This is a genomic window from Methylotenera sp. (assembly GCF_036401095.1).
Classification (GTDB): domain Bacteria; phylum Pseudomonadota; class Gammaproteobacteria; order Burkholderiales; family Methylophilaceae; genus Methylotenera.
The window spans coordinates 499,378-513,177 of the sequence record NZ_DASWWA010000003.1; the positions used below are offsets into that span (position 1 = coordinate 499,378).

General features: G+C 44.0%; 15 protein-coding genes and 1 tRNA gene. 4 read left to right on the forward strand and 12 right to left on the reverse strand.

Going from position 1 to position 13,800, the window contains the following annotated elements:
* The first annotated feature begins 23 nt into the window (after positions 1 to 23).
* Positions 24 to 2,642, forward strand: coding sequence for a [protein-PII] uridylyltransferase (locus VGD82_RS04150; RefSeq protein WP_331019190.1), 2,619 nt, complete (start codon positions 24 to 26; stop codon positions 2,640 to 2,642).
* 19 nt (positions 2,643 to 2,661) lie between these two features.
* Here VGD82_RS04150 and VGD82_RS04155 read toward each other — a convergent pair whose 3' ends face one another.
* The 5 genes from VGD82_RS04155 to VGD82_RS04175 all read right to left on the reverse strand — a co-directional run bounded on the left by VGD82_RS04155 (position 2,662) and on the right by VGD82_RS04175 (position 4,863).
* Positions 2,662 to 2,934: a cupin domain-containing protein gene (locus VGD82_RS04155; RefSeq protein ID WP_331019191.1), complete on the reverse strand. Its 273-nt coding sequence runs from the start codon at positions 2,932 to 2,934 to the stop codon at positions 2,662 to 2,664.
* Positions 2,935 to 3,008: 74 nt separating this feature from the next.
* On the reverse strand, positions 3,009 to 3,287 hold the full coding sequence (locus VGD82_RS04160; protein WP_015832114.1) for a cupin domain-containing protein: 279 nt from the start codon (positions 3,285 to 3,287) through the stop codon (positions 3,009 to 3,011).
* An 83-nt stretch (positions 3,288 to 3,370) separates the two neighbouring features.
* Positions 3,371 to 3,460 (reverse strand) — tRNA-Ser (locus VGD82_RS04165).
* A 46-nt stretch (positions 3,461 to 3,506) separates the two neighbouring features.
* Positions 3,507 to 4,052 (reverse strand): peptide deformylase, encoded by a 546-nt coding sequence (gene def / locus VGD82_RS04170; protein WP_331019192.1) that lies wholly within the window; start codon positions 4,050 to 4,052, stop codon positions 3,507 to 3,509.
* Between the two features lie 61 nt (positions 4,053 to 4,113).
* Positions 4,114 to 4,863, reverse strand: coding sequence for an S-methyl-5'-thioinosine phosphorylase (locus VGD82_RS04175; protein ID WP_331019193.1), 750 nt, complete (start codon positions 4,861 to 4,863; stop codon positions 4,114 to 4,116).
* A 146-nt stretch (positions 4,864 to 5,009) separates the two neighbouring features.
* Between VGD82_RS04175 and hpnC the strand changes: the two genes are divergently transcribed.
* From hpnC to hpnE, 3 genes are read left to right on the forward strand one after another with little or no spacing between them, the layout of a single operon-like run.
* Positions 5,010 to 5,912: a squalene synthase HpnC gene (gene hpnC, locus VGD82_RS04180; protein WP_331019283.1), complete on the forward strand. Its 903-nt coding sequence runs from the start codon at positions 5,010 to 5,012 to the stop codon at positions 5,910 to 5,912.
* A gap of 31 nt (positions 5,913 to 5,943) precedes the next feature.
* A complete protein-coding gene (hpnD, locus tag VGD82_RS04185) occupies positions 5,944 to 6,786 on the forward strand; it encodes a presqualene diphosphate synthase HpnD (protein WP_331019194.1) in 843 nt (280 codons plus the stop codon).
* Positions 6,787 to 6,815: 29 nt separating this feature from the next.
* Complete coding sequence (gene hpnE, locus VGD82_RS04190) at positions 6,816 to 8,144, forward strand: hydroxysqualene dehydroxylase HpnE (protein ID WP_331019195.1); 1,329 nt, start codon at positions 6,816 to 6,818, stop codon at positions 8,142 to 8,144.
* A 17-nt stretch (positions 8,145 to 8,161) separates the two neighbouring features.
* Here hpnE and radA read toward each other — a convergent pair whose 3' ends face one another.
* The 7 genes from radA to rpsF all read right to left on the reverse strand — a co-directional run bounded on the left by radA (position 8,162) and on the right by rpsF (position 13,613).
* Positions 8,162 to 9,520 (reverse strand): DNA repair protein RadA, encoded by a 1,359-nt coding sequence (gene radA / locus VGD82_RS04195; RefSeq protein WP_331019196.1) that lies wholly within the window; start codon positions 9,518 to 9,520, stop codon positions 8,162 to 8,164.
* The gene (gene alr / locus VGD82_RS04200; RefSeq protein WP_331019197.1) at positions 9,520 to 10,605 is read right to left on the reverse strand and encodes an alanine racemase; all 1,086 of its coding nucleotides are present in this window, start codon (positions 10,603 to 10,605) and stop codon (positions 9,520 to 9,522) included. The genes radA and alr overlap by 1 nt, the downstream gene beginning before the upstream one ends.
* A 9-nt stretch (positions 10,606 to 10,614) precedes the next feature.
* Positions 10,615 to 11,997, reverse strand: coding sequence for a replicative DNA helicase (gene dnaB, locus VGD82_RS04205; RefSeq protein ID WP_331019198.1), 1,383 nt, complete (start codon positions 11,995 to 11,997; stop codon positions 10,615 to 10,617).
* Positions 11,998 to 12,210: 213 nt separating this feature from the next.
* Complete coding sequence (gene rplI / locus VGD82_RS04210) at positions 12,211 to 12,660, reverse strand: 50S ribosomal protein L9 (RefSeq protein WP_331019199.1); 450 nt, start codon at positions 12,658 to 12,660, stop codon at positions 12,211 to 12,213.
* A gap of 12 nt (positions 12,661 to 12,672) precedes the next feature.
* Positions 12,673 to 12,906, reverse strand: a complete 234-nt coding sequence (gene rpsR, locus VGD82_RS04215; protein WP_015832124.1) for a 30S ribosomal protein S18 — start codon at positions 12,904 to 12,906, stop codon at positions 12,673 to 12,675.
* A 38-nt stretch (positions 12,907 to 12,944) separates the two neighbouring features.
* Entirely contained in the window at positions 12,945 to 13,229 is a 285-nt protein-coding gene (gene priB / locus VGD82_RS04220) for a primosomal replication protein N (protein WP_331019200.1), read from the reverse strand.
* The gene (gene rpsF, locus VGD82_RS04225; RefSeq protein WP_019898377.1) at positions 13,230 to 13,613 is read right to left on the reverse strand and encodes a 30S ribosomal protein S6; all 384 of its coding nucleotides are present in this window, start codon (positions 13,611 to 13,613) and stop codon (positions 13,230 to 13,232) included.
* Between the last annotated feature and the right edge of the window lie 187 nt (positions 13,614 to 13,800).

Here is a 13,800-nt window from a genome sequence, read left to right on the forward strand (position 1 = left end):
TAACAAATGAACGATGGTGCAGCATGCAATTAGATAACAATACAGAATCCATCGAAATTTCAAAAGATAGAATTGCTTTTTTACGCACCACCTTAAAAAATCAATTCTTAGCATTAAAAGAAGACTTTAACCGCCAACCCAACACTAGCCGCCTGTTTAAGCAGCATTGTAAATTTATTGACCAACTGCTCGTGGAGTTATGGTCAGATTTACAAATTGATCCAGCCTGCTGCCTGATTGCCGTTGGCGGATATGGTCGCGGTGAATTATTCCCCTACTCTGACATTGATCTGCTGGTTTTAATACCGACTAAACCTCAAGAAAATCGCGCACTCAACCAAAGTATTGAAAACCTGATCGGGCTAATGTGGGATTTGGGGCTGAATATCGGTCATAGCGTACGCAACTTGGATGAATGCATCAGTGAAGCGCAAAAAGATATCACCGTGCAAACTAATGTGCTTGAGTCACGCCTACTATCTGGCAATGTCGCCATGTATCAGGACTTTCTGGCAAACATTTCCAAGAACCTAAGCCCAATTGACTTTTTAAAAGCAAAACTAACCGAGCAGGAACTGCGCCACTCAAAATTTAACGATACCGCATACAACCTGGAGCCAAATCTCAAAGAAAGCCCGGGTGGCCTGCGCGATTTGCACATGATTATTTGGATAGCACGTAGTCTGCAAGTTAAAAATAAGCAATACGCAACTAGTAATGTTTGGACTGCGCTGGCAAAAGATCAAATTATCTCTGTGGCGGAATCCAGGCGCATTCGCCACCACGAAAAAAAGCTACAGCTATTACGCACGCATTTGCATTTTTTAAGCAGCCGGCGCGAAGACCGCTTATTATTTGACTTTCAGAATGATCTCGCAGCGACGCTAGGTTACACCAACACCTCACGCAGACGCGCAAGTGAGCAGCTTATGCAAAGCTACTACCGAAGCGTTAAATTTATCGAACTGATGAACGAAATTGTACTAAAGCTGCTAGAGGAAATTATTGTTGCAACACCGCCTGCAATTCGCGTCATCAACGATAAGTTTGAAGCGCGCAACGACTTACTGGAAGCCAGAACTGCAAACCTTCTGCAGCAAAACCCGTCTGCTATTTTTGAAGCGTTTTTATTGCTACAGCAACATCCTGAATTATCCGGGATGGGAGCTACACTGCTACGCACACTGCAGCGCGTAAGACCATTAGTGAATAAAGACTTTAGGCACAATGCTATCAATAAAAAAACTTTTATTGATATCCTGTCACAACCTAGTGGCGTTAATCGTGCGCTACGCGCAATGAATCGATATGGAATACTGGGCAGCTATATTCCAGCATTTGGCAAAATTGTTGGGCAGATGCAGCATGATTTATTTCATGTATATACTGTAGATGAGCATATTTTGAATGTGCTGGCGAATTTGCGACGCTTCGCCAAGCCTGAGCTCAAGCATGAGTTCCCCCTATGTAGCCAGATTTTTGCGGAGTTTGATGCACCGCATTTACTCTATCTTGCCGCACTATTTCACGACATAGCCAAAGGTCGCGGTGGAGATCACTCTACCCTAGGCACTGTAGATGCATTTAAATTTTGCAAGTTACATCACCTACCTAAAGCAGACTGCACGTTAGTGTCATGGCTAGTAGAAGCGCATTTAAAAATGTCGTCTGTGGCACAAAAAACTGATTTATCTGACCCTAGCGTAATTGAATCATTTGCGGGCTTTGTTGAAAACAAACGCAGATTAAACGCATTATATTTACTCACTGTTGCAGACATTCGCGGCACAAGTCCTGTGGTATGGAACGCATGGAAAGCCAGATTGCTGGAAAACTTATACTCAGCCACCAATCATGCACTGTCAGACCCAGGTTTTCATGCAAAACAAACCATACAGCGGCGCATTAAAGAAGCATCAGACAAGCTGATCAGGTTTGGCTTAAGCAGCCACGCATACGAGCCGCTGTGGGTGCAGTTTGGCGAGCACTATTTCGTTCGCCATGAGAGCGATGAAATTGCTTGGCACAGTCGCTTACTGACCCCACACCTCTATAGTGAAACGCCTATCGTCCGCGCAAGACTTAGCCCGCACGGTGATGGCATCCAGGTCATGATTTACATTAAAGATAAGAGTGATTTATTTGCGAGGATTTGCAACTTTTTCGACCGCATGGGTTATGGCATTGTTGAAGCAAAAATCTTTACTACGCAACATGATTACGCATTAAATAGCTTTATTATTCTAGATCAGTCAGGCAAGTCAGTCAGCTACAGTGGCTTACTGAAGTTTATTGAGCTTGAGCTGGCCAACCAACTTGATGACCTTTATCAGTTGGAGTCACCACTTAAAGGTCGGGTAAGTCGCCAAGTGAAACACATGCCGATTCAAGCACAGATTACCATAACCAAAGAGGCTGAAAATAACAATCACAGATTAGAAATTATTGCCAATGACAGGCCAGGCCTACTCGCCACGCTAGCGCAACAATTTTTAAAGTACAACATTAAGTTGCACAATGCAAAAATCAACACACTAGGCAATCGCGCAGAAGATACGTTCTTAATTTCAGATCAAAATGGCGAGTGCCTTGATTTTAACCGGGCGAATGCATTGCAAATGGCCTTGCTGGATGAAATCTAAAGCAAGATGCTGATTAACTCTAGCCAAGCTGATAATGTTTTTTGAGCGGCTTCTTCACGTGCCAAACACAAGACAATCCGGCAGGGAATGTCACTAAATCACCTACAGTAAAGCTCACAGCCTCGCCCTCTGCCGGCTGCACTGTCACTTCACCTTCCAGAATGTAAGCAATTTCCTGCGTACTAAAACGCCACGGAAACTGTGACACCTCTTTAGACCAAGTTGGCCAGCCTTTTACTCCTAAGGAAGCCAGTTGCTCTGCACTAGGTTTTTCTACGATGATTTTACTCATTCCAAACTCCTTAGCAATAAAAAAAGCCCCGACGAATCGAGGCTTTATTTTAAGCTTTATTCACTAAATTGCAATTATGAGTGCTTGTAGTGTTTTTTCAATTGTTTTGTTACTTCCCAGTTAGATTTCAAACCTTTAGGGAACACAACGAAGTCACCTGCTTTAATTACAACAGTTTCGCCACCTTGTGGAGTCACATGGATTTCACCTTCAAGTACGTATGCACTTTCAGTTGCTGAATCAAAGTTAAGTGGGAATTTAGAAGGTGCGCAATCCCAGATAGACCAGCTTGATACGCCTAATTGTTTCAATTTCTCTTCTGATGGGTTGTGATCTACGATGATTTGAGTCATGTTAATTCCTAGGGTAATGTTTGATGATACTAACGTTAAAAAACAAAGCCGCTTAATTGTAAAGTTAAGCGGCTTAAAATTCTTGGCGGAAGAGGTGAGATTCGAACTCACGGTGGGCGTGAACCCACGACAGTTTTCAAGACTGTAGCATTAAACCGCTCTGCCACTCTTCCATCTAAATCGTTACTTGCGTTACGAGGTCAACATTATAACAACAAATTAATCATCTTGAAAATCCTGATTTGGAAAAAAAACATCAGAATATCCAAAATCTTTTAAATTTGTTATCCGCATCGGATATAAAACACCATCCAAGTGATCACATTCATGCTGAACGACTCGCGCATGAAAGCCACTGACCAATCTATCAACTTTATTGCCGTACTGATCAAACCCTGTGTAGTGCAATTTCAGATGACGCGGCACTATACCTCGCATTCCGGGAACTGACAAGCACCCTTCCCAATCATTTTCAACTTTATCGCCAATAAATGTCAATTCAGGGTTAATTAGCACGGTGTAAGGTACCGCATCTGCATCTGGATAACGAGGATTGACAGCTGTAGACTCCTTTTGCCCAAAAATAACAACTCTCAAGCTAACGCCAATTTGCGGAGCAGCGATACCAGCACCATTCATATGCTGCATGGTATCTTCTAAATCTTGGATTAATTCATGCAATGCTGCTGTATTGAACTCCGTCACAGGTTCAGCTTTTGCTAGCAAGCATGGCTCGCCCATTCTTAATACAGCTTTAATTGCCATTTTTTACCTTAAGCCTTAGTCAGATTTAAGCGCTACCTAAATTTAAGATAGCGTGAGGTTCTTAGTGATGTCCATTTTGCTTAACCAGCTGCGCAATAATGTTACGCACACGTGCCATGGTGAGATTTAAATTAGAGATAACTTCCTCATATTTAATTTCATGTAAATTATCACCCCGACCAGCAGCATAATTTGCCACTGGGCAAATCGTTGCATAGGCTATGCCCAACTCACGTGCAAGCGCAGCTTCTGGCATACCTGTCATACCTACTATGGTTGCCCCATCACGCTCCAGGCGATTAATTTCAGCTGCCGTCTCCAGCCTAGGGCCTTGTGTAGCAGCATATACACCATGATCAACAACCTCTTCACCTACCGCGATGGCTGCTCTTTTCCACTTTTCACGTAAGGTTTGGCTGTATGGTTCTGTAAAGTCAATATGTTTCACTGGGTTGCTAATCCCATCATGAAAAGTTGTTTTTCTACCATAGGTATAATCAATAATCTGATGCGGAATTACTATTTTCCCTGCTGACAAGTCCGGATGAATTCCCCCTACTGTCGCAATTGCAGCGATCTCCGTCACACCTTGTAGATGCAAGGCAGCGATATTGGCACGATAGTTAACTTCATGCGGTGGAATCGTGTGCCCGTTACCATGACGCGCTAAGAAAATAACTTCACGCCCAGAAATCTCACCAAAAATAAGTGGTTGCGATGGCTCACCGTAAGGAGTTCTTACAATTAAACGTCTAGTAATATTTAAGTTGTCTAGTTGTGTCAGACCTGTGCCACCAATAATTGCTAACATAATCGCTTTCTAAATGAGTACGTTTTTATTCTAACAAAGCTTTAATTATTTCCTTAAAAATTTTACCATCTTAGAAAAACAAATGTTAATCACAAATAGCAGGCTTTGCCACCAAAAATGATTTAATTTTGTGGCATACTCACGCCATGGTAAATATTTGCTCAACGTCTAGCGATTCGTCAGTAGCAGTGGCTCAACAAAGCCTCGACTTAGCCAGCCGCCATTATGAAAACTTCCCTGTAGCTTCATGCTTTTTGCCTGAATATTTACGGCAACCTATTGCTTTGATTTACAGCTTTGCACGGCAGGCTGATGACTTCGCTGATGAAGGTGATCTGACTATTGAACAGCGACTGAATTTACTTAGTAGTTTTCGTGATGAGCTTGATTTGCTACAAGCCTACATCAAGCCAAAGTCCGCTTTCTTTATGGCATTAGGTCAAATGATTCGCGAGAGAAAATTACCCTTCGCCCCATTTTATGATTTATTAGACGCCTTCAGCCAAGATGTGACTAAAACCCGCTATGCGGATTATGAGGATGTACTCGATTACTGCACACGTTCTGCAAACCCTATTGGCAGCCTTTTGTTGCACTTATATCAACAAGCAACCCCGCAAAATATTACATATTCAAACCAGATTTGCTCTGCATTGCAGCTAATTAACTTTCTGCAAGACATTGCCATCGACTTTAAGAAAAATGAAGGTAAACAGCGCATTTACCTATGCCAGGATGAGTTAGCGGCTTTTGGCATCAGCGAGCAAACAATTAGAGCTTACGTAAATGCAACGCAGCCTATTGATGACTATTGGCAGCAGTTTATGCATTTTAACCTGCGCCGCACACATGCATTGCTTAATGCCGGCAAGCCTCTAGGCAACATATTAAAGGGGCGTATTGGTTTTGAAATGCGTATGATTATTGCTGGCGGTGAGCGCATCATCCATAAAATCAGCGCCGTCCATGGCGATGTATTTAACTGTAGACCTAAACTCAACTACTGGGATTGGGCTATCGTATTTTTTAAAGCACTGTTTAAGCTATAAATATTAATCACTTAGTTTCAATAATCTCAAAATGACTCCAAAGCAATATTGCCAAGAAAAAGCAGCAAAAAGCGGCTCCAGTTTTTATTACAGTTTTATGTTCTTACCAAAACATAAGCGTGGGGCCATTACCGCGCTATATGCCTTTTGCCGCGAAGTGGATGATGTTGTCGATGAGTGCACTGAGTTAAAAATGGCTCAAGTAAAGCTTGCTTGGTGGAAAGATGAAGTTCGCAACTTATATCTAAACAAACCCATACATCCAGTCACCAAAGCACTGCAGCCGGTCATCAAGCAATTTCAGTTAGATGAAGAACACTTTCATGAAATTATTGATGGCATGGAGATGGATTTAAATTTCAATCGCTATGAAGACTTTAAACAGCTGCAACTTTATTGCTACCGGGTTGCCAGCGTTGTAGGCATACTTTCTGCCCAAATTTTTGGCTTTAAGAATAGAAAAACCCTTAAATTCGCCCATGACCTCGGCATGGCGTTCCAACTCACTAACATTATCAGAGATGTAGGTGAAGATGCACGTCGCAACCGCATTTACCTTCCATTAGACGAGCTAGCAAAGTTCAATGTCACGGAAGAAGATATTTTAAGAAGCCGTGAATCCGACGCTGTAAAAAAGCTGCTAGAAAGCCAAATTGAACGTGCTGAAACTTATTACGACAAAGCACTCAACGAGCTACCTGTTGAAGATAAAAAGAGTCAGCGCGTAGGCTTAATCATGACTGCGATTTACCGCACATTGCTGCGAGAAATAAAAGTAGATGGCGCTGAAAAAGTACTGAATGCGCGTATATCACTGGGTACACTGCGCAAGCTATGGATTGCCGTCAGCACCTGGGCTAAGCATTTAGTTTAAACACTTAATAACAACTACAGAGAATACGTGTGAACACACATCAGCATATTGCAATCATAGGCGGTGGCTGTGCAGGCTTAAGTGCGGCGGCAGCCTTAACCGAGCGTGGCTACGCTGTCACCCTGTTTGAAGCTAGCTCGCAACTTGGCGGGCGGGCACGCAGTGTGGTGGTAGAAAACAAAGACTTGCTGCAATTGCTAGATAATGGCCAGCATATTCTGTTAGGTGCTTACAACGCAACGCTATCTCTACTGGAAAAAGCTGGCGTAAAAGAAGATGAAGCTTTTTTACGACTACCATTACAACTCAATATGCAGTCTAGTGCGGGTAAGTCAGTATTTTCACTAAAGTCCGCAAATTTCTTGCCCGCACCGCTCAACATGCTAGCTGGATTCTTGTTTTGCAAAGGCCTGACCTTTGGTGAGCGAGTCGCTGCACTCAAGTTCATGCAACATCTGCAAGCTTCAAACTATGAACTTTACACGGACCTAGTGTTAGCTAAATATTTAAAAGAACATAAGCAAACAAAAAACTTAATCCAAATGCTATGGGAGCCTTTGTGCCTGGCTGCATTGAATACACCGCTAAAAAAAGCGAGCAGCCGCATATTTTTAAACATATTACGAGATACATTTAGCGGGCATAAAAAAAATAGCGATTTATTAATCCCTAAACTGGAGTTGTCAAAAATAATATCGCAACCTGTAGCGCACTACATACAAGCTAAAGGTGGCACCATCAAATTAAACCATCGGATACGCTCATTGGTTGAGGTGGATAATGGCTTTCATTTGGAAACGAAACAAGGCACGCTACACTTTAGCCATGTGATTGTGGCCACTTCACCAGCAAGAACAGACAAGCTATTGGCACAACTCCCTAAACTCAAGGCTAGCCAAGATAAAACGCAGCATTATCAGTACCAGCCCATTTACACTGTGTACTTACAATATACAGCTGAAATTAAACTACCACAAGTGATGACAGGTTTGGCTAATACCACAAGTCAATGGGTGTTTGATAGAGGCGAGTTATGCGGAGAAAAAGGCTTACTAGCGGTTATTGTAAGTGCTGAAGGAGCGCACCAAAAGCTGACACAAGATGCGCTGGCTTTACTTGTAGCAAAAGAGTTACAGCAGGCTTTTCCGCAACTGCCAAAACCCTTATGGCATAAAGTTATTGCTGAAAAGCGCGCTACATTTTCATGCGCGCCTGATCTGACCCGGCCCACCAATAGAACTGCACAGAGCAACCTTTATCTGGCAGGAGACTACACCTATGCTAGTTACCCGGCCACAATTGAAGGCGCAGTCAGAAGCGGTATTTATTGTGCGAATCTGATTACAAACGCATCGTAAAGCTAAGTACAGTTAACTCAGTAGTTCTTCACATAGTTAAGCGCTTGCTCCAAACGCTCCACTGCAACTACTTCAATACCATCTATACGCTGCTTAGGCGCATTGGCCTTGGGTACAATTGCTTTTGTAAAGCCAAGTTTAGCAGCCTCTTTCAAGCGGTCTTGTCCGCGTTGCACAGGCCTTACCTCCCCCGCCAAACCAACTTCACCAAACACGATAAGTTTATTATCCAATGGTTTGTTTTTCAGAGAGGAAGTAATGGATAGCAGCACAGCCAAATCCACTGCTGGCTCTGAAATCTTAACGCCACCTACTGCATTAATAAACACATCTTGATCAAAACAAGCTACGCCGGCATGACGGTGCAATACCGCTAATAGCATTGCCAGACGATTCTGCTCTAAGCCCACGCACAGACGCTTAGGATTAGGGGCATGCGCTTCATCCACCAATGCTTGTATTTCAATTAACAGTGGGCGCGTACCCTCCATTGTCACGGTGATGCAGGAACCAGCCACTTGCTCACTGTGATGCGATAAAAACAATGCAGAAGGATTGGTAACTTCCCGCAATCCTTTTTCAGTCATCGCAAAAACGCCAAGCTCATTCACCGCGCCAAACCTGTTTTTAAATGCGCGAATCAAGCGGAAGCTAGAGCTCTGATCACCTTCGAAATACAATACGGTATCTACAATGTGCTCAAGCACACGCGGGCCGGCCAAGGCGCCTTCTTTAGTGACATGGCCGACCAATATCACAGTAATACCGGCCTGCTTTGCTAGGCGTGTTAATTGTGCAGAGCATTCACGCACTTGTGCCACAGAGCCTGGCGCTGATTGTAAAGCCTCAGAATAGACAGTTTGAATAGAGTCTATCACTGCAATATCAGGCTTATGTTTTTGCAGCATGCCGATGATTTTTTCTAGATTAATCTCTGCAAGTAATGATATCGGGCTTGCATCCAACCCCAGCCGTTTAGCACGCATGGCTATTTGTTGTGGAGACTCCTCACCGCTCACGTAAATAGCTTTGCGTGCAGTGCCGATATGACACAGGGTTTGCAACAACAGTGTAGACTTTCCGATACCAGGGTCGCCGCCGATTAACACTACGCCGCCTGGTACCAATCCACCACCTAGCACGCGGTCAAACTCGCTCACACCTGTAGGTTGACGCGACACTTCTGCGGCTTCTACTTCTGCAAGTTTTTGCAAGCCAGCGGTTTCTGCTAGCGGTGCAAAACGACTGGCACTGGTTGTTTCAGCGATGGATTCAACTAGAGTGTTCCAGGCATGACAGCTTGGGCATTGCCCCTGCCATTTGGGCTCACTTGCACCGCATTCAGTGCAGGTGTAAATGGTTTTGGCTTTAGCCATCAGTCAACCACCTTCATTGGCACGCGTGGTGCAACTGCACAAAGCAACTCATAGCCTACAGTATCCGAAGCTGCAGCTACGGCATCTACAGGCACTTGATTACCCCAAAGCTCTACAGATGCACCTATATCAGCCTCGGGTATATTGGTTAAATCACAAAACAACATATCCATAGAAACGCGGCCTAATGTAGTGGTTAATTTACCTGCCACAGCAATTGGCGCACCGCCCTGATAGTTACTCACCAAACCTGCGTGTCTTGGGTAGCCGTCGGCATAACCGCAAGCCACAATGCCTACACGAGTGTGCTGCGTTGCAGTAAAGCGATTACCATAACCTACAGTTTCGCCTGCTTTAACTTCCTGCACCCCAATAACTTCAGAGGTGAACTGCATTGCCGGCATCAACCCATATGCAGCAGCTGCCGCATCACCGACTGGGCTGGCGCCATACAGCATAATGCCGGGGCGCACCCAATCAGTATGTGCATTTGGATGGCGTAGAATCGTAGCGGAGTTGGCTAAAGACACGGGCAGGTTGAGCCCTTGAGTAATAGTTTTAAATAGGCTTAATGGCTTTTCAATCCCGGTCTCATCATCTGCGGTTGCAAAATGTGTCATCAGCGTAATGTCAGCAACATTTTTGCAAGCCTTTAAGCGCTCTAGAGCCTGCATAAAGGCGTCAGGCTGGAACCCTAGGCGATTCATACCGCTGTTCATTTTAAGGTGCACATGCATGGGCTTAACTAGATGTGCTAACTCCAGCATTTCTAATTGCAGCTGCGAATGAATTACGACATTCAGGCCTAAATTAGATGCAACATTAAGCTCTTGCGCGCCAAACACACCCTCTAACAACAAAATGGTTTGCTGGAACCCTGCATCGCGCAAATCTATGGCTTCATTGATACCGAGTACGGCAAAACCATCCGCCGCACTTAATCCATGAGCTACGTTGATTAAACCATGCCCATAGCCATTGGCCTTTACCACTGCCATGGTTTTTGAATGTGGTGCGAACTTACTTACAGCAGCTAGATTGTGCCGTAACGCATTAAGGGAAACGGTGGCAAGAATAGGACGCATGCTTCAGCTCTAGTACTCGTCTGCCATGTGTGCGCTACCTGCAAAGTTCTCAAAGCGCGTGTGTTGACCAAGGAAGGTCAAGCGAACTCGACCAATTGGGCCGTTACGCTGTTTACCGATAATAATCTCAGCCGTGCCTTTATCTGCCGAGTCTGGGTTGTAAACCTCATCACGGTAAATAAACAAGATTACGTCCGCATCCTGCTCAATCGCACCAGACTCACGCAAGTCACTCATCACCGGACGTTTGTCTGGGCGTTGCTCCAAACCACGATTAAGCTGAGACAATGCAATTACAGGCACATCAAGCTCTTTCGCCAAAGCTTTTAAAGACCGTGATATTTCAGAAATTTCCGTTGCACGGTTCTCACCCTGCTTACCTGCCGGTGCAGCCATCAACTGTAAGTAGTCGATAACAATTAAGCCTAGCTTACCGGTTTGACGGTGTAATCTACGTGCCCTTGCGCGTACATCAAAGCTGCTTAGACCCGCCCCCTCATCAATAAAGATAGGCGCTTCGTTTAGCTTACCCAATGCAGTGGTGAGCTTTTCCCAGTCTTCATCTTCTAATTTACCGGTACGCATGCGGTGTTGATCTAAGCGCCCTACTGAGCCGATCATACGCATTGCTAGCTGCGCGCCGCCCATCTCCATTGAGAACACTGCGACTGGTAATCCAGTATCTAGTGCTACATTCTCTGCGATGTTCAGTGAGAAAGCCGTTTTACCCATAGAAGGACGCCCAGCGACAATAATCAAGTCGCCGCCCTGCAGGCCGGATGTCATGGAGTCCAAGTCAGCAAAGCCAGTTGGGATACCAGTAACGTCTGACTGATTGTCGCGTGAGAACAGTTGATCAATACGATCAGCCACTTGCGGTAATAAGACTTTAATATCAATAAAACCTTCACTGCTGCGCTTGCCGCCTTCAGCAATTTGAAAGATTTTAGCTTCAGCTTCATCCAATAATTGTTGCGCGTCACGTCCATTTGGTAAATAAGCGCTTTCTGCAATACCAGAACCTACCACAACCAGCTGACGCATCACCGCACGCTCATGCACAATTTCTGCATAGCGGCGGATATTGGCAGCAGTTGGTGTGTTTTGCGCCAACAAACCTAGGTACGCAATGCCACCTACCCCAGATAACTCAGCCGCATTTTCTAGCGATTCTGCCACTGTCACGATATCAGCGGGTTTATTGTGTTCAATCAGTTTGGAAATGTGCTCAAAAATAAGCTTGTGGTCATAGCGATAAAAGTCTTTAGCACGGAGAATGTCCGCAACCTTATCTAGAGCTTCATTTTCAAGCAGCAGCCCGCCAATAACGGATTGCTCTGCTTCTACAGAATGTGGAGGTACTTTAAATGTATCTAATTGTTCGTCAGCCATAGTCGTGATTATATCAGTGCACGATTAACTCGCTAAGAATTTATGCCATCTAAAATTAATTATTAAGGACTGCTGCGGCAGTCGCGTTGAATGTTTATATATTGTGCTATGGCAAGTAAAGATATGGAGTGAGGACAAACCCTGCATGAGCATGAGGCCTAGATAACAAAAAAGCCGACCATGAGGTCGGCTTTCTTTTAAAACAGTAAAAGCTTACGCTTCTGCAACCACTGTTACAGTAATGTCAACAACAACATCATGATGCAACGCTACAGTTACTGCGTGATCACCGATTGTTTTCAATGGGCCGTTTGGTAAACGAACCAATGATTTAGCAACTTCATGACCTTGAGCAACCAAAGCTTCAGCGATGTCACCGTTGGTTACTGAACCAAACAGACGACCATCAACACCAGCTTTTTGTGTGATTGATACAACGAAACCAGCTAATTTCTCGCCACGTGCTTGTGCACCAGCTAAAATTGCAGCTTGTTGTTTTTCTAATTCAGCACGGCGTGCCGCAAATTCAGCTTTGTTAGCTTCAGTTGCACGTTTAGCTTTACCTTGTGGGATCAAAAAGTTACGACCGAAACCGTCTTTAACTTTAACAACATCACCTAACACACCAAGGTTAGCTACTTTTTCTAATAAAATTACTTGCATGCTTATATCTCCTTAGCCTGGGTGTTTGTCAGTGTATGGTAACAATGCCAAGAAACGAGCGCGTTTAACCGCTGATGTTAATTGACGTTGATAGCGAGCTTTAGTGCCCGTCATACGTGCTGGGATGATTTTTGCATTTTCAGAGATGAAATCTTTTAAAAGATCAACATCTTTGTAATCTACTTCTTTGATGCCTTCTGCTGAAAAACGGCAGTAACGGCGGCGTTTGTACATATCTCTTGCCATCTTAAACTCCTAAATTCTTTAATTTATGTAAGCACTGCTTACATAGTCTTTATGTCATTAATATGCATAACCAATTGTGTGCTTTTAAGACTGCGTTTAGCTAAAAAGCCTTGCGCCACTATTTGAACGCCTTGCTTTAAACCTGTTAATGCCAAGTCACCCAAGACCACTGCATTAATTTCACACTCTACTTTACGCTTCATGCCAGCTTCAATTTGCTCTGAAACATGGCGCAATACAACACTTAACAACGGTATGCCTGCTGGTGTGTAGCGAAGCGGTTCAATTTGCACCACCTCAGCTTGTATCACCAATTTATTCAATTAAGCAGCAGCTGCCTCTGTTGGTGCAGCTGGAGCCGCATCTTTACTCAACACTGATTTAGATTTCTCTTCTTTCATCATTGGTGATGGTGCAGTAACAGCAGTTTTTGTAGCCATTGTTAGGTGACGCAATACTGCATCGTTGAATTTAAACCCATGCTCTAATTCTTCTAACACTGTTTGGTTACATTCAATGTTCATTAACACGTAGTGTGCTTTGTGAATTTTTTGGATTGGATAAGCCAATTGACGACGGCCCCAGTCTTCTAAACGGTGAATTGCACCACCGTTAGTAGTGATAAGTGCGCGGTAACGCTCAATCATCGCTGGCACTTGCTCGCTTTGGTCCGGATGGACGATAAATACTACTTCATAATGTCTCATAGACACTCCTTTTGGATAAAAGCCACCTACTTTATGCAGTGTGACAAGGTAAAAAAACAAAAACTACTCGATATCACTACCAAGCAAGCGCAGGATTATAGACAAAAGCACAAGACTAATCAAATTATATTTAATAAAATCAATCGTTTTGCACTTTAATACCAGCATTCAAGCATTTAAACTTAAA

Excerpts from the sequence above, each read along its gene's own strand:
- rpsR (WP_015832124.1), bottom strand. The coding sequence starts at position 12,906 with ATGGCAAGAGATATGTACAAACGCCGCCGTTACTGCCGTTTTTCAGCA.
- hpnD (WP_331019194.1), top strand. The coding sequence starts at position 5,944 with ATGACTCCAAAGCAATATTGCCAAGAAAAAGCAGCAAAAAGCGGCTCC.
- alr (WP_331019197.1), bottom strand. The coding sequence starts at position 10,605 with ATGCGTCCTATTCTTGCCACCGTTTCCCTTAATGCGTTACGGCACAAT.
- def (WP_331019192.1), bottom strand. The coding sequence starts at position 4,052 with ATGGCAATTAAAGCTGTATTAAGAATGGGCGAGCCATGCTTGCTAGCA.
- dnaB (WP_331019198.1), bottom strand. The coding sequence starts at position 11,997 with ATGGCTGACGAACAATTAGATACATTTAAAGTACCTCCACATTCTGTA.
- VGD82_RS04155 (WP_331019191.1), bottom strand. The coding sequence starts at position 2,934 with ATGAGTAAAATCATCGTAGAAAAACCTAGTGCAGAGCAACTGGCTTCC.
- VGD82_RS04160 (WP_015832114.1), bottom strand. The coding sequence starts at position 3,287 with ATGACTCAAATCATCGTAGATCACAACCCATCAGAAGAGAAATTGAAA.
- rplI (WP_331019199.1), bottom strand. The coding sequence starts at position 12,660 with ATGCAAGTAATTTTATTAGAAAAAGTAGCTAACCTTGGTGTGTTAGGT.
- hpnC (WP_331019283.1), top strand. The coding sequence starts at position 5,010 with ATGGTAAATATTTGCTCAACGTCTAGCGATTCGTCAGTAGCAGTGGCT.
- rpsF (WP_019898377.1), bottom strand. The coding sequence starts at position 13,613 with ATGAGACATTATGAAGTAGTATTTATCGTCCATCCGGACCAAAGCGAG.
- VGD82_RS04150 (WP_331019190.1), top strand. The coding sequence starts at position 24 with ATGCAATTAGATAACAATACAGAATCCATCGAAATTTCAAAAGATAGA.
- radA (WP_331019196.1), bottom strand. The coding sequence starts at position 9,520 with ATGGCTAAAGCCAAAACCATTTACACCTGCACTGAATGCGGTGCAAGT.
- VGD82_RS04175 (WP_331019193.1), bottom strand. The coding sequence starts at position 4,863 with ATGTTAGCAATTATTGGTGGCACAGGTCTGACACAACTAGACAACTTA.